Origin of the sequence: Paenibacillus sp. SORGH_AS_0306 (assembly GCF_030819345.1) — a bacterium.
GTDB lineage: Bacteria > Bacillota > Bacilli > Paenibacillales > Paenibacillaceae > Saccharibacillus > Saccharibacillus kyungheensis.
The window spans coordinates 738,225-760,749 of record NZ_JAUTBP010000001.1 but is presented as its reverse complement, the minus strand read 5'-3'; the positions used below and the strand labels follow the sequence as shown (position 1 = coordinate 760,749).

Sequence of the window (22,525 nt, the reverse complement as noted above, 5' to 3'; positions counted from 1 at the left end):
AAGATTATACATGCTTTGATCGAAAATGGGTATAGAACATATGACTTTTAAAACGATACATTCAGATGACAATACAAAAAAATACAGACAAACGTATCTTATAGATACATTGTTGTCTGTATTTTGTGAAAGTAACACTTATAGCTAGTACATGATTGACTATTCTACCATCGCTTAGAAATTTATTGACGATTTTCTAATTTTCTTGGATCAGGGCTAGTATTGGCTGTCATTGCTACACCTTCATGTAGACCTGCATCAATAGATTGCCATGGAACCATTTTGAAGTTTTGATTAATCTTTTTGCCATTTTTCAAATTCTCATCATCTTGCGCAATAAATACACCATATGGATATTGGCTACCCATATTAGCACCTAATACATCTATTCCGTCTGTCTCGGTAGTTCCATCTATTCCTTTTCCATCGTTGATCGTAAAGTTAGAGATGTACTTGTTATTATCTTGACGATCATACACAGCATACGTATTGTTACCTTGGCTAGAAGCCATCAAATACCCAGTTCCATTGGCTCCGTAATACAGAGTTAAGCCCTCAATATCATCGTGCAAACGACGTCCATCTGCGATATCTACAGTACCTAATGGTTGATTACCACCATCCGGTTCAGCGCTGTATTTCCAGATCGCTGCATCTTCTTCAGCAATATACAATGTGCCGTATTCGTCATCCGCAACCATACCTTCGGATTGTGTATCTAATTTGAAATGACGTACTAATGTGCCTTTCACTTTGCCTTTGCCATTATCCGTTAATTCATATTGCTCAAATTCGCCCTCTTTACCCAAAACAAGCGCATAATATTTGTTTGTTTTCAAACTATGATACAAGCTAAATCCATACACTTCGCCCATTTTGGATTTGATCGGGTTAGCCAAAATATTGGTAAGTGCTCCTGTTTTGCCATCAAAAGAAAAAATGTCTACAGTATTAGACGAACGATTGGTCGCACCAACAATATCTACTTTTTTACCATTCAAAGGAAAATCGTAACGTAGATCTGTATTGTTCATTTTACCTGTGCTGTATGATTTTAATTCTTTCCCTTTTAGATCATAGACTAACATTCCGCCACCTTTGTTCGTAGCAATAATCTTGCTATTCGAAGCATTGGAAGGATCGAGCCAGATCGCGGGATCGTCAGCCGCATCTTCACCGGATTCTACAGCATCTGTCTCCCCTGTCGGTTGTACTGCGAACACAGGTACTGCGTCGGCAGGATCATTGAATTTGGCATTTTCAGCATTAATCATTGTTAGTAAGGTTTGTGGGATATAAGTAGCTCCCTGTTGCAATTCAGCCGCTTGTTCCAATGTACCGCTTTTGCCTGCTAAGCGATATTTCTTTTCACCAACTGTGATTGAACCTGTAATGCCATTTTTCAATTGGAAAAAGGCAGCTTTGTCTTCCCCATCCCAGTACATTTTGCCACCCATTGCTTCGATTGATTGTCTAAGAGGAACGGATGAACTCTCTGCTGCATGTACAAGCGGACTCGCTACCGCTGCTGTAATACTGATTCCTGCCATTAATAAAGCCGTTTTACCTATGTTCTTCAACATTTCATCTGCTCCTTATGCGATTACGCTATGTATGGCGTGTCATACCCATCGATTTAAATATAGGTCATGATTGTTAGCGTGGAGTCTGTGTTGTGTAAAGTTCAGGTAAAGCGCAGGAATTCCATTTATTTATCCAAATCTAGCTTCTTTTCATAGCAAAGACTAATTCCATCATCTTCATAATCTGCAAACACAGGAATACGATAATAGCCGTTACGCTCATAAAAAGCAGTCGCTTCAAACTGCTCTGCACCTGTCTCCAGACGAACAAAATGACATCCTTGCTCAATCGCTTTTTGCTCTAATGCTTGTAACATGTTGCCAGCAATCCCTTGTCTACGGTAAGTAGAATCAACAAAAAATCGCTTCAATTCTACACTGTCTGTATCCAATGGTCGGATAGCGCCACAACCTACCGGTGTATCGTCTATATAAGCAACCATAAATGTAGTGTGAAAAGCATCTGGATGATCAAGATCGATCGTATAAATATTTTCCTCGTCATACCGTTGTTGCAAATCTTTATCTAATGCCTGAATTAATGTTCTCAAATGAAGATCAGTTGGCGGAACTTGCTCGATACGAATCATAGTTATAACACTCCTTCGGTGATTAAGATTGAGATGATTCTACAATTTCATAATGATGAACTGCCGGGAACGGATCATAGTAATGATGCAGTAATTTTTTCCATTCTTGATATTCTGCTGATCCGCGGAATCCTTCAGTATGATCAGCTAATGTCTCCCAACGAACTAACAATACGTATAGATTGTCAACTTCAAGGCAACGTTGTAATTCATGAGATATGTACCCTTTCATACTGGAAATAATCTGTGAAGCCTGGCGAAAACTTTGCTCAAACTCATACGTTTGACTTGCTTTTACTTGTAAATTAGCTACTTCTAATATCATAAAATAATGGCCTCCTTATACGTTAATAGGTAGCAGTATACGAATGATTCAGCACTACCCATAATGAGTTTGATTTAGTATAAATGGCTTTGCGATTTCGTTCAACCTGAATGTGCAAAAAAAGCCTTGCTCCTACAATCAGGAACAAAGCTTTTATATTGATTATTTAATTACGGCTATTCAATTTAGATAACAAACGTAGAATTTCCATATACAACCAGATCAAAGTTACCATCAGACCAAATGCTGCATACCATTCCATATATTTAGGAGCACCTGATTGCGCTTCTGTCTCAATAAAATGAAAATCTAACAATAAGTTAAGTGCAGCAATCGCTACGATAAATAAGCTAATACCGATACCAATCCAACCTGTTTCATGAATAAACGGTACATTGATTCCAAAAAATCCTAAAATAATATCAATAAGATATACAAGAGCTATTGATGCTGTACAAATCACGATCCCAAGTGCAAATCCTGGTGTGACTTTGATAATACGCAGTGTGTAGATCGCTAACATCAAAAATAACGTACCCACAGTAATCAAAATCGCATTGATGACGATTCCCGGGTAACTATAATCGGTCCACGCCGAGATAGCTCCTAACATTAATCCATTCAAAATGACATATAACGGTGCTGTTACAAACGCTGCTCTTTTGAAAAAAATAGTGATTAATGAAGTCACCAGACTACCGATTAGACCCACAATCAAAAAGCCTGTTACATCCTGTCCTTGATAATACAAATACCATGTGTACACTGCCGCAACCATCAATAAAGCAAGAAGTACCATTGTTTTCCCTACTGTACCGCCAACCGTCATTGCACCTGCTTTAAAGTCACTTTCTTTAAAATCCGAGAATGCTTTTTCGCTAAGTGCTGGATTGTTTAACGCCATATGATCATCTCTTTTCTGTCTAAAATGTAAAATCCCCTTTTTCTATACCATGACTGTTATCGATTACTTGTCCATTATAGGTGGGAATGATTCATTTGAACAACCATAAATAGGTAATTTATCATAAATATTTATGAGGATGTAGTTCTTACAATCTACGTATTCACCCATTTGGCGCGTAGTACAAATACTTCTTTATTATTTTTAATCGTTTCGGCTAGATTACTACTTGTCGTTGTATGCTCACCGTCATTATTAACACGCATCGAAAGATCGACCGTTTTGTTCATCGGAATTGCACGCTGATCTAACATTGTACTCGACATAGAAGTAGAAGCATGTACTGGAACATATGTATACTCTAGACTGGTAGAACTGAGTCCAACTTGAATTGTGATATCTACCTTCTCTTGACCATCATTTTCTTTTTTAGAATAAGAGCTAATCGTCATCTGTTGTTCTCCTGTTGGAATAGGCACATTGTTATACAACATTTGTTCTTTGAGCTGTCCATTGCGATAATGATCTATCCATGTTCGGACTGTTGTTACTTTTTGCTGATTGATATTTACTTTGGCGATCACGATATTTTCTAATGTTTGGGCTTGTAACTTTTTATATTCAGAATCAGTATTAGGTAACACATATAACTGAATCATCTTTTTTTGTTTTATCGCTTTTTTGGTAGCTTCTTTAGCTTTGTATTGTTCGATCAGATCTGTGGTTAAACCTTTTTTTGAAGAAGGCTGTGTGACAGGATCAGTCACAAGCATATCAGGGGTTTGGATGACTTTAGCTGTGGCAGGGTGTGATGAAAAAGATTGATTTTCACAACCTACTACTAGAATCAGTAATAAGACTATTATTGTTTTTTTCAATCGTTTGGCTTCCTTTCAATCATAGGATGATCATGATTTCCTAGAAATGATTTTAGAAAATATTGCACTACGGGAAGATCAGGTGGATTGATCATCTGCGGTAAATCAAACAGATCAAAAAATTGTAATTCTTGAACTTCAGAACATTGAGCTTGCAGTGAACCGCTATACTCTCTACATACATAAGCTGCAACTACGTTATACACTTCATCACCATGTGGATACTGATAATACAGTTCAGGCCCCGAGAAGATATCCAGTAGCTGCAAATGCACAGCTACCAGTCCTGTTTCTTCTTCCAATTCGCGCTTAGCGACTTGTTCTAATGTCTCACCCAGTTCCATACTTCCACCTGGCAATCCCCAACAATGATTATCGGCACGCTTTTGCAATAGAATCTGTTGTTGATCATTCATCAATACGACCGTAGCACCAGCCATAATAAGAGGTCTGCTTCCTACAACTTCTCTCAGTTCAGTGATATAGCTCATCCACCTTTGCTCCTTATTGAACAGCGATAATTTGCTGTTTGGTCTGTCGCGCGATTTCTCTGCCTTCTTCATCCAGTGAAGCATCTAACATCGCAAACCATGTATCAATATCCATTTTGTCTTTACGAGCAGTCAAAATAATTTTCACTGCTTCCATCGCATGCGGTAGCATAGGCACTCCGCGCATATACAAAAAGGTATCATCTGTAATATGAAGCTGCTTATAAATATCCATTAATTCATTTAAAACAGTAAATGCACGATCATATTCTTTCGCATCTGCCAGTGCACGACAAGCATAATACATCATCTGTGGAATCGGTACACCTTCATCATCTTCAGCTTGTGCCCGTAATTGTTTGGCTTGTGTATAAGCTTCCATACCTTGATCGATATGACCTGCTAGAATAGCCGATGTCATCAAATTAAACCAATCATTAATATCGCTATACTCTTTTGCTAACCACTCGAATGTTGCCCGTGCTTGTTCATATTGTTCTAAGCGAAAATACGATAAAGCTGTTAGACCGTATGCTTCTTTCACTACATACGTATCTAGAGATGAACGATACGGTTCTACCTCTTGCAAGACTTCATTGAACTTTTCTTGTTGAAACAATTCACGCAACCGATCCATTTCTTGAAATTCAGGATTGGCTAGATTCACTTGCTGTTGTGCTGGCTCCTGATCTGACGCGGATACTGAAGCTTCTTGTTGTTGTGTAGAGGCGTTATCTTGTTCAGTGGATGCATCGGAATTTTTACCAAATAATGAACGTAATTTTTTCATCATATATACTCCTTTCTGGTAGCTATTTTAAGATTGTTGCCAGTTGTTATCGATAAATTCATCCCGTCCGGATTGTTCACGATCTTCTTTATAATGTTTAGGATTCTTTTTGTGATAATCTTGATGATATTCTTCGGCTGGATAAAAAACAGGCGCAGGCAAAATCTCTGTAACAATCGGTTGTGTAAATCGACCACTTGCTGCAAGTTCTGCTTTGGATTGAAGCGCTAATTCTTGTTGTTCTTCATTATGATAAAAAATAGCAGTACGATACTGTGTACCACGATCTTGAAATTGTCCGCCATCATCGGTAGGATCTGTCTGTGGCCAGTACAGTTCTAATAATTTCTCGTAAGCAAATAAAGATGGATCAAATGTAATTTCGACCACTTCATAATGACCGGTATTGCCTGTTTTGACTTGTTCATATGTTGGATTTTTGATATGTCCACCTGTATAACCAGACACAATCCCATGAACACCCGGTAATTCTTCAAATGGTGTAACCATGCACCAGAAGCATCCTCCTGCAAATGTTGCTTTTTGTAATTCTGACATGTACGTGATCCCCTTCTGTTTACAAATATATTTAGTACACCTTTATTATACGTATGTTTAGAAAGCATTACAAAAGCCGCAACACCCAGATGATCACTCATCTTATGCTTGCGGCTGATTTTAAAAATTCATATGGCTTATCGTAATAAGCATTGTATAGACTACCTGCTATTTCTGTTCAGGAATATAGACGACAAACCCGCTATCTTCACAAAACACATCACTGAATTGATATACCTGTTTGTTATCGACAAACAACCATTCCAGCACTCTACGGATGACTTGCAGCATGATAGTCCCCTCTCTTCATTTCAACTTCGCCTGTATGGCTTATCGTCATTTTAAGGTCGAGAACTATCGTTGTCAATCATGATTTTTGTAAATAAAATAAGCAGATATTAACGCTGTGTAAACGTTTCAATATAAACGGATTTATGAGGAAGAAATATCAAAGTAATGACCGAATATCCCTAAAGAATCAATCGTCAAATTCCCTTTATTCGTTGAGTATTCATCTGTTGTTTTTTTGTACAAAAACAAATGACGTTCTGCTCTGTCTTTCCATTCAATCGCTTGTCCATTGATACTGCAATCTCTGGTTACACTAGCGCTGGTACACTTCAAATTATATTGGTCGACCAACCATTGATTATATGACTTTTCCCCTGGTACCGTTGCAATCATACTCAAAATAAGTGCAAAAAAGATCATAATCAAAATCCATTTTTTTCTTTGTTTCGGCAAAATGTAATCAGCTCCTATAAATGTGAGAACGCTATAATACTTTGTAATGGCTTCGATGAGGATTGCCATGCTCTTGCTTAAATGCTAGCTGTATATAGAACTGACTGGCTTGCTCACTGTTTGTATACAATACAAGTATATTATAGAACTTCTTCGCTTCAGAAGTCACTTTTTGCACCAATTGCTTGCCGATTCCCAGATGGCGATAGTCAGGATGAACATACAGTCGTCGTATTCGACCTGTAGAATGGTCGGAAAAAGGATCTTGATTCAAGCCGACTACTCCTATAATCTGCTCCTGCTCTCGAACGATATACAGAGCTTCTCCTTCACCTGAAAATGTATTTTCTCCTGCTACGTATTCGTTAACCAATCGCCGAAGATGCTTGAACCCTTCTTGTTCACTTCGGATCACTAAAGGTTCCAGTTCATGTACTTTCAATTGTTCTACAACAGAGATGATCATATGTATAACCTACTTTCTTTAGATATTTTCGTTCAACATAAATACAGATCATATCCCTACTTGAATAGAGGAATATGATCTGTCTGAATATACTCTTTTATTTAGCTATGTTCAACTTTAGACTTTTTACTCTGGTTGATCATCGTCTCGATACGTTCATTGCCTAGAATCTGGCGGAAATGATGAATCATATGCTCGATATAATCAGCAGCCAGCCATTCCAAAGTCACACTTTCTCCAGAAGGCAAAATACCTTCTTTGGTATAATCTTCTTCTGGAATCTGAGCAAGTACTGTCGAAATCTGTACATTGCGATTGATCCAGAGCTGAATCACATCATACGGATCATAACTATTATGATAATCATTGAGTTCTACCCAGCGATCTTGATCATACCCTTCGATCGGAATAGGATAATCAGACAGAGCAATTTTGACCAGACGTATATAATTGTTGGCTGCCGAATCACATAGATGACCGACAATTTCTTTTTTAGACCATTTGGCAGGATGAGATTTGGCGCTAAATTCGTCTTGAGGAATACGATTCAATTCGGTCTGAAAATGCAACACCAGATTCTGAAGTCGTTGACTGTAATTCATTAAAAATCCTCCTTTAGCAAAATAAAATGATCATCAATCTAACGAATATACACGCCAAAATAATACTGACTGTTGTTATCTTTATTCCATGTCGCAGAAAGTACATACTTTGCATAACCACGCTCTAGAGGCACAGTGTACATTCCAGATCTATCTACTTCTACTGGAAAATGCTCTCCATTTTTTACCATGTATAATTCTATTTTAGCAGGCTTGGTTGGAAAGTCGACTTTTATTTGTGATGAAGGTGCAACTGAAATTGCTTGACCCTCAATCTCTTGATCTAATGTATCAGGTGCTGGTGGTATGCCACATATAGATTCTAACTGATGTGTCTCTGGATTCCACTTAGACGAGCAAAATGCTCCTGAATATAACGGAATCGTTGTCCCACTGATTCGTACTGTAGGCTCTAGTAGTCCTTCTGGAAAAGTAGTGCTTTGAAGAATCATATCTCTTAATCGATTCGTATCTGTATTGGAAATACGATAACCTTGATGACTATCCGCACCATCTAAAAGTAACCCTTCTGTATGTGCATTATGTTCAAATCCTAGTGAAAGCGAATAGTGATGAGTTGTCTGATCATTATCAACTAATTCTACATTATACTCTGTAAACATATCGAGTATGCCTTCAACAGGCTTCGCATGTTCAATTGCATCTACAATGATCTGTAGATCGTCTGGATGTGTAAATGAAGCCTCTATACATGAATCATTCTTCCATGTGGGATTACAGGCAAATGTTGCTTTCTGGATCGTATCATGAGGATCTTTTAATCCCATATGAAAAAGACCATTATCGGCTTCATGATTATAAATAGCTAATAATACAATAATGCCAACGACTACTAAAATACGTGGATAGATGATTACCTTCCCCTTCTTCTAGATAATATATACAAATAATACCATTTTACGTTCAAAACAAAAAGACGCTCTTCACGAGCGCCTTCGGTTCCAGCTTGGATTACTGGATATCAGTATACAATCGAACATAATTTATATGTTGTGATTGAGTATTATACGAGAAGATAAGAAAAGATTTTGGAAACTTGGGATTGGTCAGATGATAAGTGGCTTCTGCTGTATAAGCTATATCTTTCGAAGTATCATTGGTCTCAGCAGGCTTACCTAAGTTAGCGATAACCGTATCTATCTTTAATTTTTTGTAAACATCTGCCCCTGAAGTGAATTCTACTATTTGATCATTAGCATCGAAAGTCACATCGAGTGTGCCGTAACTCAGCATAGGTCCCTCTGTCCCACCTAATTCAGGCTCACCTTGTAACTGAACTAATGTTGACCGACTTGATCCCAACGATAGACCTTCAGGTAGATCAGGCAATGTACCTTTGTTGGCGGCTTCTAAAATGGTCGTACCAGAGATATCAGTGTCATCGTCGGTAACAGTACTTGTTGCAGATGAAGAATCAGTAGTAGAAGCAGATGATTCTTGTTCTGTTGTAGTCGGCGCCTTCTCTGTCTCAGTAACAGCCGGTTCTACGATCTCATGCGCCGATGGGCTTGCAGATGTAGAAGAAGGGGGTGATGGTTGATTACCACATCCTGCTACAAGCAACAACCCTACGATGAATAAACTGGCTTTGCCGAGTCCAATTGATAGTCGTCTTTGGTTAGATAATGAATTACGATTACATGTAGATCTATTCATTTCATATTCTCTCCTCTGTATAACTGATTCATTGAACATAGTATATAGAGAACATGTATCTGCGATATGAACGAATGTATCTAACTTGTAAATAATAGATGCTTTTATAATTGTTGGATCAACGTCGTATAGTAGCTATTACCATTGCGCTGATCTAATTTTCCTGCTGTCTCTAATGCCATTTGTTGCAGACGATTAGCCAGAGCAGGTAGATCATTTGCTTCCTCAGGATAAGAATAGCTAGCTGGTAATTTAACAGATGTCACATTGCTATCGGCAACCAGACGCTTGAACAGTACAGCCGCATACGCATTAAACATCATCTTATCACGCGGATTCTCATGATCCAAAGATAATCCAACCCATTGTTCGAATACTTCCAAAGCCTGCAAAAGATCGATATTTAATAGGTAATACATATGCTCACCTGAATGAAGTACAAAGTCACGATTGCCTTTAATCAGGCGATAGCCTTGTTTTTGATATTTCTCTGCTTCTTCTAATTTACCTTGACGATACAATGGCATTAACACTTTCGATAATGTCAGATGAGGAACTTCACCACAAGTCATTCGTCCTTTCAGAATAGGTCTAGCTGTGCGAATAATCTGCTCGTCATTACCTTTCATCACTTCAAACTCTACGAATTGATGTTGTTCACATGCTTCACAATCGCTCATCTCATCACGATCCATCGCTTTGGTCTTATTTAAAAATTGTTGTGCTTCTTCCACTTCACCATAATCTTTAAGTAGTGAAAAGCGATAGTAATAATAAGAACGTTCACTATATCCGAATTGTTCATAACGTTTACGCATATCTACTAATAATTCATCTATTTGTGCTCGGCTGACTTCTGGAAACGAAGCAATCGAATCCAAAATCCATTTGTATGACCATAATAATGTAAAATCATCATACTCCTCTGGTTGTTGATCAAATTGACCTAGTAGCCATGAGAATGCTACCAGTGCTTTCATGGGGTGACCGCTAAAAGTACAAGTTTCGACTAATTCTTCGCGTGCACTATAACCCTGTTCTACATCACCAAGACTATCTGCAATCCGAATCGCTTCTTCTAATAAAGCGATTTTGGCTCGCCCATTAGGCAAACTATACGCTTGATCCATAATATCTTCAAAATCTGGATTGATCTGTTCAGGTTGGTTATTCATTCGGTATGTCCTCCTTGATCTGTATTCGCTGATAATCCCCAATCTAAAAAGCGAACAATGCCTTGATTCAATACTTGCATCTCTTGTCTGTTCATAGGATAGTGACCCATCATCAATGCATTTACATATAACATTTCGATAGCGACAACAATCATACTTTCATTTTTGGCTTGGAAAATACGCTCTACAACTGAATTGTTTATATTCAGATAAAGTGTCGAATAAGCAGACTGTTGCAATGAAGAACTTAAACTTTGCAGTACAGAAGTTAAAGCAAGCGGGCTAACTGATTTGGATGTCTCAATAGAGCGCAAATCCGAAGCTTCTTGCGATAAAGTAAATAAGGCTGGTAAATCTTCCGGCTTGAACCGTTTGAGCTGAATCTGACAGCGGAACCGTTGCAAAGCAACATCTGCATAACGAACCGCTTCATAATATTGCTTGCGCTCTTCTGTCGTAATATCGGTAAAAGCAAGAGAGACATCTTCTGGAATTAAGCGCTCTGTATTCGCTTCTGCACATACTTCAGGAAGAAGCGCAATCAGTTCTGCATCGTACACATAACCACCATTCACCACTAATAACGATTGTGCAGAAGCAACATGAGTAATCTGACGATATTCGTCCAGACTGGTCGTATAATACATTTTCTGATTATCTGCTAGTAATTCATGTACTTTACGGCGACCGTATGTTGTCTCAAAAGGCAACCAGCGATAAATAATCTGGAAAAATGATGTATCTTCAACCGCAAGAGCTTTCATTGATAACGCATGCAATTGAATAATGCGTTGCAATCGATCAGGCTCATATTCTGCCATACGTAGCAACTCAGCACGAATACTATTTCCTAGTTCTTGTCGGACTTCTTCCAATTTCTCATTTTCGTAGAAATGTTCACGAGATGCTGTCGGTTGTAATTCATCTGTCCAGATAATACTTTTCACAAAAAACGCCCAGTCTGGCAAAATGTTTTCTGCTTTTTCTGAGACTAGCATATATTTCAAATAGACTCGATTCGATTTCTTCACATTCAGATTCACAGAGTGTGGCAAAATATAAGCGATACCACCTGTACGTCCTGAAGCAGTTCGCAACGGAATATAATCTTGAAATCTCTCTCCGAGTAGACGCTGTCCCAGTTGCAATACTTCATCACGATGACCTCGTGCTCGTTCTGGATCATCTAACCATACAGGACGCTGATCGTTAATAATGCGCTGAGTCTGCTCATCACGAAATGTAATCGGATAGGGCAATAATGCACCATAATCATAGATCCATTGTTGCAACAATTCAGATTCATAATACATTTCGCAATCAGGCTTGCAACGTAAATATACTTTGGTTCCTGGGGATAATTCTGTCTCTAGTTCACGAATATGATAGGTACCATCTGGATTACCACGCCACTCTAGCGCTTTGCCACCTTTGGCAGATTGAGTCACCATAACGATCTCATCACTCACCATAAAGCAAGATAACAGTCCAATCCCGAATCGTCCGATAAAGGAAGTCTCTTGGGTAAACGCATCTGCTCCACTACGCTTAGACGATTGACCGATCATCGCCAAAAATTCATGTACATCTTCTCTTGTTAAGCCAATGCCATCATCTTCGATCATCAATGTCGACTCAGCACCTGAACCTGTTAACTCAAGATGGATACTTCCTTGATAAGTAGCATCTTGTTGCGAACGCGCGGTTACAGCATCGACAGCATTTTGTAAAACTTCACGTAAAAACACTTTAGGATTACTGTATAAATGATTGGATAAAATATTAATCATTCCACTAAGATTGACCTGAAACCGATATGTATCTGACTCACTCATAGAACACAACTCCTTCAATAATTTTAATGATTGTCCATTCTAGCTACAACTTCGTCGTATTCCAAAAAAGCATCGTACTCGTAATAATAATTAATCGCAATCACCATCATTTCAGGTGTAGGCGTCTTGCCTGTATTGTGCAAAATATCAATAATATCTTCAAATGTAGCCAATTCTAACCACGTTTGTATATGTTGATCATCCACCCAATCAGGAAAAATATCTTCACGAGCGTTGGTAATGGTTGCTCCTTGATACTCCAATTCATTCAGCCAATCTTCATTAAAATAATAAATAGGGGTAGTAAGCGGATTGCTTTCCCACTTTTTCACATTAAGATAGAGCCATTGATTTTCTATCTTATTCATCACAGGCAATAGTTCTACAAAATGATCAAACTTGGCGTGTTGTAATTCTCCTTTCTCATATAAATCAACGATTTGCTGTTGATTTGGATTCATATCATTTCCCTCCTCTTGTGGCAAATAAAATCACACTGTACTATGACTGTGTTCATACTTATGCTGTACCTTTTGTAATGCTTTGACGATCCCATCTCTATTTTTGGCATCTTTCATATACTTGGGTAAGCGATAAGACGCATGCCGCTTAATATACAAAGAAGGCTTCACACGTAGATCAGCCGAAATATAATCAATAAGATAATTCAAATGTTCATGATTCAGTGCCCAGATCAATTTGCCTCGATAATGGGTAAGCAAATATAGATTTAATTGAAAAAAAGGGTCTTTCCCATCTTTAATCACAAATCCAGAAGAACATCCATGAGATGTTTTCTTGTTGAGAGGTACTTGATTACTGGTATGGCAGTATGGGCAACGAATATGTACATTTTTATGTTGCTGTTGACCTTTGTCTGTCACTTGCACGTTAAACCAACGCTCGCAAGATGTACACACCCCGCTTGCTCTATAATCATAGTCCATTGGATACTTTTGCATATAAAAACAATGGGAACATCGCATTTCTATTGATTCATTGTCGGTGATAGAAGCAGGGCCAGCACATTTAGGGCATTCTACCAGTACCGGTTTGCCATGATGCAATAAATACCAGATACTATAAGGCTCACCTAATTCATCGAAAAAACGTTTCATGGTGCATCTCTCCTTTGTGTAGTATATCGTATTGTATGGATAAGTATTTCCTTCCACACAACAAGAATAATATCAGCTAGAAGTAGGTGTAATAACGTATAACTACTTTGACAAGCCATACAATCATAGCCACATTTATTCTGTATTACCTTACTTTTAAGTATACATTTCTCCAAAGTACAGAACAAGCGTTTGACCTGAATGCAAAAAAAACTTGCGTAGGGTCATATCTTTTTCCCTACTGCAAGTCTTAATGTATTCTTATTCATTTAGATTTCGCCATTCCATTCTTTGTAAAAGCGGTCTACATATTCTTGCATATATTGATGACGTTCTTCGGCGATAATACGTGCAGAAGGCGTATTGATCATATCTTTTAATTTGAGCAATTTTTCATGGAAATGATTAATAGCTGTACTCTTCTCATTGCGATATTGTTCAGAAGTCATTGAAGTACGGACTGGAATATCAGGATCATGAATAGGACGACCAGTATGCCCTGAATAAACAAATACGCGAGCGATAGAAATAGCTCCAATCGCATCCAGACGATCAGCGTCTTGTACAATCTGTCCTTCAAGTGTACGTACAGGAGGGTTGTTCCCTCCATTGTAAGACATAGTAGCGATAATCTCTATTATATGTTCCACATCGGCTAGAGGGATCGATTGTGTATCTAACCAATCGGTTACTTTACGCATACCTGCTTCTTTGGAGACATTGAGCTTTTCGTCTGCTACATCATGAAGCAAAGCCGCCATCACTGCAACAAATCGATTGCCTCCTTCAGTCGCTGTAATACGTTCGGTCATTTGTACAACACGGTGAATGTGCCACCAATCATGCCCACTCGTATCCTCAGAAAGAACCGATTTCACAAATTGGGCTGTATCTTGAATCACTTGTTCTTGTATCTGCTCTGTACTATTCGGTGTGGTTGTCATTGTGGTATCGTCCTTTCGCTCTAAAGATTATCAAGATTACGTGGTCGGACAAAAAGTATACATGATTTTGGATATACTGTACATCTATCGCTGTATTTTTATCGAAGTTTGTATCAATACATCCATATATATGTAAATTTATAATCGAATATATGGCTCTAACCCTAATTAAACGCTTGAAAATGGTCGATATTATAATCAATATAAACGTGAGACTTCTATCTAAAAATAATCCTTACTTAAATGATCTTACTCGTTTTGAAAAAAAGAATAGCTGAATTGGATGATTTTATTTGTGAGAGGAAGTTACTTGTGCAGAACTATAATCAACAATCAATGGATGCTTTAGTAGTCAAAGCTTTGGAGAATAACCTTGCTATTATTCGATTTGATACTCATCGACGTGTAGCTTATGTAAACGATATTTTTGCTCGTACTATGGGTTATACACGTGAAGAAATGCAAGGAATGGATCATCGGTCTTTTTGTTTTCCTGAGTTTGTGAACAGTCCTCAATATGAACTATTTTGGAAAAGTCTTTTATCTGGAGAAAGCTTTCAAAATAAAATCGAACGTATGGATGCTAGCGGCAACTCAATCTGGTTAGAAGCCACGTATATGCCTATTTTCGAAGATGACAATCATCAAGTTATTGGTATCTCCAAAATCGCAACCAATATTACACAGCGCCAAAACCATATGACTACTGTCGTCACCGAGCTACAAAATATGGCAGATCATATGAGTGAGCGTGCCAACAAAGGGATCAACCGCAGTCAGGAATTATTGCAAAGTATAAACAAAATTGCAGATGTCTCTGCTGAAAACAAACATACTTTGATGAATCTTCAGCAACAAGCATTATCGATTCAAGGAGTAGTACAGACGATTCGAGATATTTCTTCTCAGACGCATTTGCTTGCTTTGAATGCAGCGATAGAAGCCGCTCATGCCGGAGAATTTGGACGTGGGTTCGATATCGTTGCCAAAGAAGTACGCAAGCTATCGAAAATGGTAGAACAATCTATTATTGAAGTACGTGATAGTGTAGATGCGATTACACGCGAAATTGAGAAAATTGCTAAGGGCACCAACGAAGCCCAATCTACCGTAGAACAAAGCCAGCAACAGATTCAAGTAGCGATGAGTGATTTCACCCAAATCTCTTCGGCAGCTCAAGAATTAGATGTTCAAGCACGCGAAGTATCGGTAATCCTTTAATTTAATAAATAGACTCAAAAAGACCGTTCTATATGAGCAACGGTCTTTTTGTTATAACATAACAGCTAGCACTCCACTTCCCAAAAACACCACACCTAGAAATGCTACAAACCAAACTTTACTCCATCCTCCACTAATCCCATCTGCAATCACAGCAGATTGTGGATCAGCCGGATCGTATAAGATGTTGATCCTTGTTCCTCTAAGATTAAGACTATATTTGGTTCGAGATGGATGCCAGAACGAAACAATATGTCCTGTTGTGGTATAGAACTCTACTTTAAAGCTACGTCTTATATTCACATAATGCCGATCATCATCGTCTCGATCATCAAAATCTAGATCGGTATCAATGTCTATATCCGTATGACGATCTACGATTACGCCTACAGTGCGTGTCCAATGACGTAGTCGGTACAAGTGAGTCTTCAGCAAGCGCCAGCTTACATACAATAAAAACAAACCTATGATAAATAAAAGTGGGGTAAACAAACGACCTGTCCAGTGACCCATATGAAAATGAAAATGAATCGAAATAATATTCCTCTCCTCTTATGTAGATAAAGGTATATACGTTCGATTTATTATTTTGTATTCAAAGTATTACTACTAAGTATTTTTTGTTTCTTTTCCTTTCTGATTTGCGTATTGGTATGACTTAGATAATTACTGAATCTCAAATTGAAGGCATATCAGATGGCATCTGTGGTGCTTGGTGATTGGTATATTGCCAGCTCATAATCGTTGCGCTGTCTTTGCCCTGTTGGGTATGAATATGTTGTAAGATGGACTCTATATTTGACGTAAGATCGTGATCATTCACCAATGCCTGATATACATTTGTAGGATGTTCAAAATAATGATCAGGCGTATCGACTACACCATCTGTCATTAAGACGATAATATTATTCCCTGCTCGTAACTGCCTTTTGCCAATCGTGTAACAAGGAACTTCCAGATCGAACGTATTCACCTGTCCAATCCATTCATAAAACTGTCGCTGATTCAGTCCATATTGACCCCAGGCGGCTAGGTCAGGATGAAGTAGATATGCCATACAATCACCTACAGAAAACCACCATAGATAAGCTTCTTTTTGCAAAACGATCAGACAAGACGTTTCTCCGGTTACCTGCTGACACGCTTGACGAAAATACACACTGGAAAACAAGTCTACGATATACTTTTCAAATACATCGAATAGATCAGGTTGTTCTAACATCGCTTGAAGTCTAGATTCATCTTGTTGTAACGTATCGATAATCAGTGCTGCACTGGTCGCTGTCTGATGAGCATCCAAAAGAACAGCCAGCCTGGCAGAACCATTTGCACTTTGCTTCACCAATAAGCCATCTTCATTTTTATAAGCGCCTGCTCCTGTATGCCCGCCGTACCATCCTATATGTATCCCATGTTGCTCTGTCATCGTTGGCGTATCTAAAAAAGGTTGCTCACTTCCGACCCATCTATAACTGCTAGCAATCATAAGTACCTCCTTTATTTATGTCCCAAAAACCTGATCCATCTTTTCCAAATCATATGGTAAAAGCCAATCATAATATTGCTCATACAAGCGTTGTAATGAACCTTTTTGCATGCCTACAATATCGAGTCCACGATCATCATACATATGGAAGATGATTTGTTGCTTGGGTTCTATAAGATACACGCTTTCAGATAAAGAAGCTCCTCGCTCTGGAAAATCTGTATAACTAATCGCTTTGAAAATCCCTGCGTAATCAAGATCATGGATCGTACACCATACATATTGGCTTTGAATATACTCGTTTAATTCTGCTGTATCTTCATCATAATCAAGTTGTTGCGAATGGAGCTTAACCTGTGAAAAACATTCTAGTTGTAGATACGTTGATAATACCTGAACTTCATTTCGCTCAATACGCTCAATATCAGATAATACAGCCTGATAAGTAAAAGTCAGTACACATACTTGTTCACTTTCAGCAAATACAGCTTTAAATAAAGATACAGCACGTTGTTGAAGTTGTTCAAAATAAGTCGGATCATCAATACCACGATAAGGTACTCCTAATTCAAACCGTAATCCTAAAGGAAAGTTATAAAACAAAGGCACTTCTAACTTCATTTGTGGAAAAGTCTGCTCTAACCAATCATTAAAATCATTATTCATAACTGTAGTCACTCTTTACCTCGCTTGGACTGTAATTCTTCCCATTCATGCAAATAGATCATCTGTTCCTGATCGGATGTATCTAATTCAATCGGACAAATAAACTCTAACAAGTTACCATCAGGATCATCAAAATAAATAGCCGCATGCGCTTGAGGTCTATTTGGTAATACAATCGGGGCGATCGGTTGAAAGCCAAACACTTCGCGTACATCAATTCCTTTTGCTTTTAGCCACTCTTTAGCTTGCTGGATATCTTCATAATCGACGCGAAATGCAATATGACGCAAAGAAGGATGATATGGAGTATTGACCTGTTCCCCTTCCCATAACCCTAGCCAACTGATTCCTTTTTCGATCCACACAAAACTCAGACTTTCTCCGCGGTGGGCAATCTCAAGTCCCAATTTTTCATAAAAAGCGAGTGATCTATTCATATCTTTGACAGGTAGCAATGCTTCGTACAATCCTTTAATCATCATAATCCTCCATTCGTAGATGTAAAATTCAATGTTTCTTTACTATTCTACCTCAATATTAAAACTTGTCTAATTGCCCAAAATAGGGTTATATACACATATATCCGTTTACAATCAGGGGGCGTTTTGATGAAATCCAATTCACATACAACTGTACCTTATGGCTATGAACCTGTTATCGAAAAAAGCAAAGGAACGCTAATCTACTACGATTCGTTTGAACATACTACAGATGATGATCTGAACTTGGCGCTACGAACGATGGATTATATGCAATTTACACGCTTGGTGCTCTATCCACTGCATGAGCAGACAGTAAAGCGCATGTCCAAAGAGCCGGTATCTGCTTATTACAAACGTGAAGATCGCCTACATGCCTGGAAACGAGAAACCGAACGTAAAAGTATCACCGTAGAAGGCTGGGATGGTAAGCGTAAAAAGTATACTCCTATCGAAGCCGCATTACGCCATCTGGTAGATCAATACCAATCTCCTTATTTTCTACTGATGACTCCTGATATGGCGAACTTATTCGCGTCATTTTCTTCTTTTGAAGAATGGATCAGCAAGCTCAAAATCGTTTTGACAGAAGAACCTAATTCTCTTCATCCACGGATGCAAAAGTATAGCAAACGTTGGGTAGTAGCAGGAGTCGAAAAAGAGTAATTCGTCTATGTTTCTGCCTTTTCAAAAATACTTAATTAAGTTATAATCATACAATAAAACATTTATTTACGTGCTATGTATAGGGCTGAAAGGTAGGATAATCATGGAACGCATGCTTCAACAGATTTTGCAGGAAATCAAATCAGTCAAAACAGATGTGCTATCGCTTCATCAAGATAATCAATCTCTAAAAGACGGCATACAAGAACTCAATCAGAATCAAATTCTTTTAGCAGAAAGACAGTCACAACTAGAAAAAAAACAACTTCAATTTGAACAAAATCAAACGGATTTACAAAAAAATCAATTACGCATGGAAGAAAACCAGGTTCGTCTGGCTCAAAATCAGATCCAACTAACAGAAAGTCAATCCCGCTTGGAGCAAAGTCAATCACGACTAGAAGAAAACCAAGTTCGCTTAGAGCAAAATCAAGTTCAAACCAATATTAAAATCAGCGATATTCACACTGCCGTCGTTCGTCTTGAAAATGATCAACCCAAAGATATTGTCGCTCTGTTAGAAACGTTTGATGATTATTTTTGTGAAAAAGATTCGGAATTAGCTATACTGAATCATCGTATATTTCGAGTAGAATCTAGATTGGAACGTATGAGTATGCGTGCTTAAGCCATCCTGAAGGATGGCTTTTTTTATTGTCTATTTATTCTCTGCTTCTTCTTGGTCTGGTTGGTACTCAATCAAGTCAGAAAATTGACACTGAAATGCCTCACATAATTTATTTCTTACAAAATCAGTAACGCTATGTATTAAATAAAAACACCAGCTATATCATTACAATATAACTGGTGCTTCTTGGTTTTACATCGCTGCCCCTTCGGGCGATAAAGCAGTAGTGAAAAATATAGGTTTTTGCTGTTCATTCTGCTGATACGCTACCAGTAACAGACTGCGTCCTTCGCTTGCCGTTAATGGTTCACCGGCAAGGATTTTATCCAAACGGAATGGCAGTTCTTCCATCACTGTATGTTTATGAAGCTCTTTATCATTTAATTTCAAATCAACAAACTCGGTTGAAAAGTCTTCCGGTTGTTGAATCGCATGTCTGATATGGCTGGACATTTGATCTTTGTTCATCGTGAAGTCCCACCAGATTTTACGTGGTTTGTACTTATGGTTGAGGAAGTAGTCTAACTTCATCAGTCCCAGTACCACATCCATACGCGGTGTCTGGCGATCCATTAAGAAGGCTTGTAAATGGGTAAATAAATCTTCCAATTGGTGACCGATCTTTTGCCAGCCTTGGGCTTCCCAGTAATTCCCGAACTCCTGGAAAAAGTCGAATGGCGACTGGAACTCGTTATACAGCAGATAGTTCAGCGTATAATCCATCCGATGCGCATTCCAGTATTTCTCCAATACATCTTCCAGACGCTTCAAGCGTACAATATCTTCAAATGACAGCTTATCGCTACTCAGAATCTCATACGGCGCATGATCCATATACGTATACTGATACTTGTCTGCATCGATTCGCAGCCCTGTTCCGCGTAACATTTTGAGGAATCCTAATTGCAATTCTTCTGGCCCTAAAGCAAATACGTCGTTAAATGTTTTGCGGAATGTATCATAATCTTCAAGTGGCAATCCTGCAATTAAGTCCAAATGCTGGTCGATATTACCCGACTCTTTGATCTTTGTTACTGTCCGGCTAAGCTTGGTAAAGTTCTGACGACGCTTCACCAGTTCATTGGTCGGATCGTTAGTGGATTGCACACCAATCTCAAAGCGGAATACACCCGGTGGTGCATGTTCTGCTAGATAATCTAACACTTCGGGACGCATAATATCTGCGGTAATCTCAAATTGGAATGTACATCCATTATGATTTGCTATTAAGAACTCGAACATTTCCATCGCGTAATCACGCTTAATATTAAATGTACGATCGACGAACTTGATTAATTTGGCACCTTGATCGATCAAGTACAGAATATCGCTTTTGGTACGTTCGATATCAAAGTAGCGCACACCGACTTCAATACTGGATAAGCAAAATTGACAGCTAAACGGACAACCACGACTCGTTTCAAAATATACAACCCGCTTAGCAAGTTCCGGTACATCTTCGACAAATCGGTATGGAGAAGGTAATTCATTGAGATCAAGCTTCGGACGACCTGGCATCATAATCAGTTCTTCGCCTTTGCGGTATGCTACCCCGTAGACAAAATGATATTTGCCTGCTCCTTCGATCTCTTGTAGTAAATGATGGAACGTTTCTTCGCCTTCACCAATCACGATAAAGTCGATATTGCTCACACGCTTCATCCAGTATTCGGTATCATAAGATACTTCAGGTCCACCGAGTACAATTTTCACTTCTGGCATGACTTTTTTGAGAATATCGACCACTTTAATCGTTTCTTCAATATTCCAGATGTAACATGAAAATCCGATCACATCCGGTTTACGTTGGAACAAGTCAGATACGATATTCATCACCGGATCTTTGATTGTAAATTCGGCAAGTTCAATATCAAAGTCTTTTTCACTAAAAGCTTTTAGGCAACGAATCGCAAGTGATGTATGAATATACTTGGCGTTCAATGTAGATAATACGACTTTCATAGCGATATGCTCCTCTCATGCTGTAACAAAATCATTCGGATATCGGCAAGCACCTGTTCTGCGCAAGTATTAATAAAGAAATGTCCACCATGATAAGATTTGAATGTCGTTGGAAGTGATGAATACTCACTCCATGCCTCGATATCTATCGTTGTCATTTGATCCTGTTCTCCGGTTAAGACAGTGATCGGGAACGGAAATACTTCATACTGCTTGTTATAGCGATATTGCTCTACAAGCCTAAAATCGGCACGCAATACAGGAATAATCATCTCCAACAATTCCTTATGTTCCAGTATAACATCCGGTATTCCGCCGAGGGTAATGACTTTTTCTATAAAGGCTTGATCTGAGAGTTGGCTCCATTCTTTGCGACTGGCAATATGAGGAGCTACTCGGCCTGAGAATAGGCTTGTTACCGGATAACGACCTGTTTCGGTATACACTTTATGTATCATTTCAAATGCAAGAAGACTGCCCATACTATGCCCAAAAAAAGCAAACGGACGATGGTCTTGAAAATACGGTCGGATCTGCTGCCATAGATCGTTAACAACTACTGCCACATCGCTAACTAATGGCTCTGCAATTCGGTGTCCATGACCGGGAAGCTCAATCGGAATCAATTCAATCTGTGGCTGTAATGATTTTTTCCATGAATTATAAATATAAGCATTACCACCTGCATACGCTAACGTAAATAATCGAATCTTATTATTCATCTGTATTCCTCCATA

29 protein-coding genes are annotated in these 22,525 nt (G+C 38.5%); 3 read left to right on the top strand and 26 right to left on the bottom strand.

The window, feature by feature from the left end; genetic code table 11:
* Positions 1-182: 182 nt before the first annotated feature.
* The 19 genes from QE450_RS03240 to QE450_RS03150 all read right to left on the bottom strand — a co-directional run bounded on the left by QE450_RS03240 (position 183) and on the right by QE450_RS03150 (position 14,680).
* Positions 183-1,583: a phytase gene (locus tag QE450_RS03240; protein ID WP_307296903.1), complete on the bottom strand. Its 1,401-nt coding sequence runs from the start codon at positions 1,581-1,583 to the stop codon at positions 183-185.
* Positions 1,584-1,708: 125 nt separating this feature from the next.
* Positions 1,709-2,173 (bottom strand): GNAT family N-acetyltransferase, encoded by a 465-nt coding sequence (locus tag QE450_RS03235; RefSeq protein ID WP_274170565.1) that lies wholly within the window; start codon positions 2,171-2,173, stop codon positions 1,709-1,711.
* 22 nt (positions 2,174-2,195) lie between these two features.
* Positions 2,196-2,498: an antibiotic biosynthesis monooxygenase family protein gene (locus tag QE450_RS03230; protein ID WP_307296897.1), complete on the bottom strand. Its 303-nt coding sequence runs from the start codon at positions 2,496-2,498 to the stop codon at positions 2,196-2,198.
* 166 nt (positions 2,499-2,664) lie between these two features.
* Positions 2,665-3,402: a Bax inhibitor-1/YccA family protein gene (locus QE450_RS03225; protein ID WP_273615399.1), complete on the bottom strand. Its 738-nt coding sequence runs from the start codon at positions 3,400-3,402 to the stop codon at positions 2,665-2,667.
* A gap of 155 nt (positions 3,403-3,557) precedes the next feature.
* Positions 3,558-4,280 carry a hypothetical protein gene (locus QE450_RS03220; protein WP_307296892.1) on the bottom strand — a complete coding sequence of 241 codons (723 nt, stop codon included), beginning with the start codon at positions 4,278-4,280 and terminating at the stop codon, positions 3,558-3,560.
* Positions 4,277-4,771, bottom strand: coding sequence for an NUDIX hydrolase (locus QE450_RS03215; RefSeq protein ID WP_307296889.1), 495 nt, complete (start codon positions 4,769-4,771; stop codon positions 4,277-4,279). Before QE450_RS03215 ends, QE450_RS03220 begins: the two co-directional genes overlap by 4 nt.
* A 13-nt stretch (positions 4,772-4,784) precedes the next feature.
* A complete protein-coding gene (locus QE450_RS03210) occupies positions 4,785-5,561 on the bottom strand; it encodes a hypothetical protein (protein ID WP_307296886.1) in 777 nt (258 codons plus the stop codon).
* 27 nt (positions 5,562-5,588) lie between these two features.
* Positions 5,589-6,119 carry a peptide-methionine (S)-S-oxide reductase MsrA gene (msrA, locus tag QE450_RS03205; protein ID WP_307296882.1) on the bottom strand — a complete coding sequence of 177 codons (531 nt, stop codon included), beginning with the start codon at positions 6,117-6,119 and terminating at the stop codon, positions 5,589-5,591.
* Between the two features lie 168 nt (positions 6,120-6,287).
* Positions 6,288-6,410 (bottom strand): hypothetical protein, encoded by a 123-nt coding sequence (locus QE450_RS03200; protein ID WP_273593517.1) that lies wholly within the window; start codon positions 6,408-6,410, stop codon positions 6,288-6,290.
* Between the two features lie 141 nt (positions 6,411-6,551).
* Positions 6,552-6,863 carry a hypothetical protein gene (locus QE450_RS03195; protein ID WP_273615394.1) on the bottom strand — a complete coding sequence of 104 codons (312 nt, stop codon included), beginning with the start codon at positions 6,861-6,863 and terminating at the stop codon, positions 6,552-6,554.
* A 31-nt stretch (positions 6,864-6,894) separates the two neighbouring features.
* Positions 6,895-7,329 (bottom strand): GNAT family N-acetyltransferase, encoded by a 435-nt coding sequence (locus tag QE450_RS03190; RefSeq protein ID WP_274170570.1) that lies wholly within the window; start codon positions 7,327-7,329, stop codon positions 6,895-6,897.
* Positions 7,330-7,430: 101 nt separating this feature from the next.
* Entirely contained in the window at positions 7,431-7,931 is a 501-nt protein-coding gene (locus QE450_RS03185; protein WP_273615392.1) for a DinB family protein, read from the bottom strand.
* Positions 7,932-7,969: 38 nt separating this feature from the next.
* Entirely contained in the window at positions 7,970-8,719 is a 750-nt protein-coding gene (locus tag QE450_RS03180) for a YhfM domain-containing protein (protein WP_307296875.1), read from the bottom strand.
* A 184-nt stretch (positions 8,720-8,903) separates the two neighbouring features.
* Positions 8,904-9,608, bottom strand: coding sequence for a hypothetical protein (locus QE450_RS03175; RefSeq protein ID WP_307296872.1), 705 nt, complete (start codon positions 9,606-9,608; stop codon positions 8,904-8,906).
* A gap of 104 nt (positions 9,609-9,712) precedes the next feature.
* Positions 9,713-10,783, bottom strand: a complete 1,071-nt coding sequence (locus QE450_RS03170; RefSeq protein ID WP_307296870.1) for a hypothetical protein — start codon at positions 10,781-10,783, stop codon at positions 9,713-9,715.
* Positions 10,780-12,618, bottom strand: coding sequence for an HSP90 family protein (locus QE450_RS03165; RefSeq protein ID WP_307296867.1), 1,839 nt, complete (start codon positions 12,616-12,618; stop codon positions 10,780-10,782). Before QE450_RS03165 ends, QE450_RS03170 begins: the two co-directional genes overlap by 4 nt.
* A gap of 23 nt (positions 12,619-12,641) precedes the next feature.
* Positions 12,642-13,079, bottom strand: a complete 438-nt coding sequence (locus QE450_RS03160; RefSeq protein WP_307296865.1) for a DUF7716 domain-containing protein — start codon at positions 13,077-13,079, stop codon at positions 12,642-12,644.
* Positions 13,080-13,109: 30 nt separating this feature from the next.
* Positions 13,110-13,736, bottom strand: coding sequence for a hypothetical protein (locus QE450_RS03155; RefSeq protein WP_307296861.1), 627 nt, complete (start codon positions 13,734-13,736; stop codon positions 13,110-13,112).
* 269 nt (positions 13,737-14,005) lie between these two features.
* On the bottom strand, positions 14,006-14,680 hold the full coding sequence (locus QE450_RS03150) for an HD domain-containing protein (protein WP_273615385.1): 675 nt from the start codon (positions 14,678-14,680) through the stop codon (positions 14,006-14,008).
* Positions 14,681-14,992: 312 nt separating this feature from the next.
* Here QE450_RS03150 and QE450_RS03145 point away from each other — a divergent pair, with 312 nt between their 5' ends.
* Positions 14,993-15,901: a methyl-accepting chemotaxis protein gene (locus QE450_RS03145; RefSeq protein ID WP_373461922.1), complete on the top strand. Its 909-nt coding sequence runs from the start codon at positions 14,993-14,995 to the stop codon at positions 15,899-15,901.
* Between the two features lie 51 nt (positions 15,902-15,952).
* Here the strand turns inward: QE450_RS03145 and QE450_RS03140 are convergent, their stop codons facing one another.
* From QE450_RS03140 to QE450_RS03125, 4 genes are all read right to left on the bottom strand, one after another.
* Positions 15,953-16,354, bottom strand: a complete 402-nt coding sequence (locus tag QE450_RS03140; protein WP_483874645.1) for a DUF3592 domain-containing protein — start codon at positions 16,352-16,354, stop codon at positions 15,953-15,955.
* A gap of 223 nt (positions 16,355-16,577) precedes the next feature.
* On the bottom strand, positions 16,578-17,387 hold the full coding sequence (locus tag QE450_RS03135; protein WP_307296854.1) for a PP2C family serine/threonine-protein phosphatase: 810 nt from the start codon (positions 17,385-17,387) through the stop codon (positions 16,578-16,580).
* A 15-nt stretch (positions 17,388-17,402) separates the two neighbouring features.
* Complete coding sequence (locus tag QE450_RS03130) at positions 17,403-18,053, bottom strand: DUF3885 domain-containing protein (protein WP_307296851.1); 651 nt, start codon at positions 18,051-18,053, stop codon at positions 17,403-17,405.
* A gap of 8 nt (positions 18,054-18,061) precedes the next feature.
* Positions 18,062-18,532, bottom strand: coding sequence for a VOC family protein (locus tag QE450_RS03125; RefSeq protein WP_307296849.1), 471 nt, complete (start codon positions 18,530-18,532; stop codon positions 18,062-18,064).
* A gap of 129 nt (positions 18,533-18,661) precedes the next feature.
* On the opposite strand from QE450_RS03125, the gene QE450_RS03120 reads away from it, so the two are divergent.
* Both QE450_RS03120 and QE450_RS03115 read left to right on the top strand, forming a co-directional pair.
* Positions 18,662-19,198 carry a hypothetical protein gene (locus QE450_RS03120; protein ID WP_307296844.1) on the top strand — a complete coding sequence of 179 codons (537 nt, stop codon included), beginning with the start codon at positions 18,662-18,664 and terminating at the stop codon, positions 19,196-19,198.
* A gap of 103 nt (positions 19,199-19,301) precedes the next feature.
* On the top strand, positions 19,302-19,826 hold the full coding sequence (locus QE450_RS03115; protein ID WP_307296841.1) for a hypothetical protein: 525 nt from the start codon (positions 19,302-19,304) through the stop codon (positions 19,824-19,826).
* A gap of 30 nt (positions 19,827-19,856) precedes the next feature.
* On the opposite strand, the gene QE450_RS23550 is transcribed toward QE450_RS03115, so the two are convergent.
* Genes QE450_RS23550 through QE450_RS03105 form a run of 3 tightly spaced genes read right to left on the bottom strand, consistent with a single transcriptional unit; the run spans position 19,857 to position 22,510 of the window.
* Complete coding sequence (locus QE450_RS23550; protein WP_373462037.1) at positions 19,857-19,967, bottom strand: helix-turn-helix domain-containing protein; 111 nt, start codon at positions 19,965-19,967, stop codon at positions 19,857-19,859.
* Positions 19,968-20,018: 51 nt separating this feature from the next.
* A complete protein-coding gene (locus QE450_RS03110) occupies positions 20,019-21,788 on the bottom strand; it encodes a B12-binding domain-containing radical SAM protein (RefSeq protein ID WP_307296838.1) in 1,770 nt (589 codons plus the stop codon).
* A complete protein-coding gene (locus QE450_RS03105; protein ID WP_273615377.1) occupies positions 21,785-22,510 on the bottom strand; it encodes a thioesterase II family protein in 726 nt (241 codons plus the stop codon). Before QE450_RS03105 ends, QE450_RS03110 begins: the two co-directional genes overlap by 4 nt.
* Between the last annotated feature and the right edge of the window lie 15 nt (positions 22,511-22,525).

What these genes read in the sequence shown, in the direction of transcription:
- QE450_RS03165 (WP_307296867.1), bottom strand. Translation starts at nt 12,618, where the DNA reads ATGAGTGAGTCAGATACATATCGGTTTCAGGTCAATCTTAGTGGAATG.
- QE450_RS03160 (WP_307296865.1), bottom strand. Translation starts at nt 13,079, where the DNA reads ATGAATCCAAATCAACAGCAAATCGTTGATTTATATGAGAAAGGAGAA.
- msrA (WP_307296882.1), bottom strand. Translation starts at nt 6,119, where the DNA reads ATGTCAGAATTACAAAAAGCAACATTTGCAGGAGGATGCTTCTGGTGC.
- QE450_RS03200 (WP_273593517.1), bottom strand. Translation starts at nt 6,410, where the DNA reads ATGCTGCAAGTCATCCGTAGAGTGCTGGAATGGTTGTTTGTCGATAAC.
- QE450_RS03150 (WP_273615385.1), bottom strand. Translation starts at nt 14,680, where the DNA reads ATGACAACCACACCGAATAGTACAGAGCAGATACAAGAACAAGTGATT.
- QE450_RS03155 (WP_307296861.1), bottom strand. Translation starts at nt 13,736, where the DNA reads ATGAAACGTTTTTTCGATGAATTAGGTGAGCCTTATAGTATCTGGTAT.
- QE450_RS03135 (WP_307296854.1), bottom strand. Translation starts at nt 17,387, where the DNA reads ATGATTGCTAGCAGTTATAGATGGGTCGGAAGTGAGCAACCTTTTTTA.
- QE450_RS03175 (WP_307296872.1), bottom strand. Translation starts at nt 9,608, where the DNA reads ATGAATAGATCTACATGTAATCGTAATTCATTATCTAACCAAAGACGA.
- QE450_RS03215 (WP_307296889.1), bottom strand. Translation starts at nt 4,771, where the DNA reads ATGAGCTATATCACTGAACTGAGAGAAGTTGTAGGAAGCAGACCTCTT.
- QE450_RS03115 (WP_307296841.1), top strand. Translation starts at nt 19,302, where the DNA reads ATGGAACGCATGCTTCAACAGATTTTGCAGGAAATCAAATCAGTCAAA.
- QE450_RS03105 (WP_273615377.1), bottom strand. Translation starts at nt 22,510, where the DNA reads ATGAATAATAAGATTCGATTATTTACGTTAGCGTATGCAGGTGGTAAT.
- QE450_RS03125 (WP_307296849.1), bottom strand. Translation starts at nt 18,532, where the DNA reads ATGATTAAAGGATTGTACGAAGCATTGCTACCTGTCAAAGATATGAAT.
- QE450_RS03120 (WP_307296844.1), top strand. Translation starts at nt 18,662, where the DNA reads ATGAAATCCAATTCACATACAACTGTACCTTATGGCTATGAACCTGTT.
- QE450_RS03185 (WP_273615392.1), bottom strand. Translation starts at nt 7,931, where the DNA reads ATGAATTACAGTCAACGACTTCAGAATCTGGTGTTGCATTTTCAGACC.
- QE450_RS03230 (WP_307296897.1), bottom strand. Translation starts at nt 2,498, where the DNA reads ATGATATTAGAAGTAGCTAATTTACAAGTAAAAGCAAGTCAAACGTAT.
- QE450_RS03210 (WP_307296886.1), bottom strand. Translation starts at nt 5,561, where the DNA reads ATGAAAAAATTACGTTCATTATTTGGTAAAAATTCCGATGCATCCACT.
- QE450_RS03240 (WP_307296903.1), bottom strand. Translation starts at nt 1,583, where the DNA reads ATGTTGAAGAACATAGGTAAAACGGCTTTATTAATGGCAGGAATCAGT.
- QE450_RS03170 (WP_307296870.1), bottom strand. Translation starts at nt 10,783, where the DNA reads ATGAATAACCAACCTGAACAGATCAATCCAGATTTTGAAGATATTATG.
- QE450_RS03235 (WP_274170565.1), bottom strand. Translation starts at nt 2,173, where the DNA reads ATGATTCGTATCGAGCAAGTTCCGCCAACTGATCTTCATTTGAGAACA.
- QE450_RS03110 (WP_307296838.1), bottom strand. Translation starts at nt 21,788, where the DNA reads ATGAAAGTCGTATTATCTACATTGAACGCCAAGTATATTCATACATCA.
- QE450_RS03130 (WP_307296851.1), bottom strand. Translation starts at nt 18,053, where the DNA reads ATGAATAATGATTTTAATGATTGGTTAGAGCAGACTTTTCCACAAATG.
- QE450_RS03180 (WP_307296875.1), bottom strand. Translation starts at nt 8,719, where the DNA reads ATGGGATTAAAAGATCCTCATGATACGATCCAGAAAGCAACATTTGCC.
- QE450_RS03190 (WP_274170570.1), bottom strand. Translation starts at nt 7,329, where the DNA reads ATGATCATCTCTGTTGTAGAACAATTGAAAGTACATGAACTGGAACCT.
- QE450_RS03225 (WP_273615399.1), bottom strand. Translation starts at nt 3,402, where the DNA reads ATGGCGTTAAACAATCCAGCACTTAGCGAAAAAGCATTCTCGGATTTT.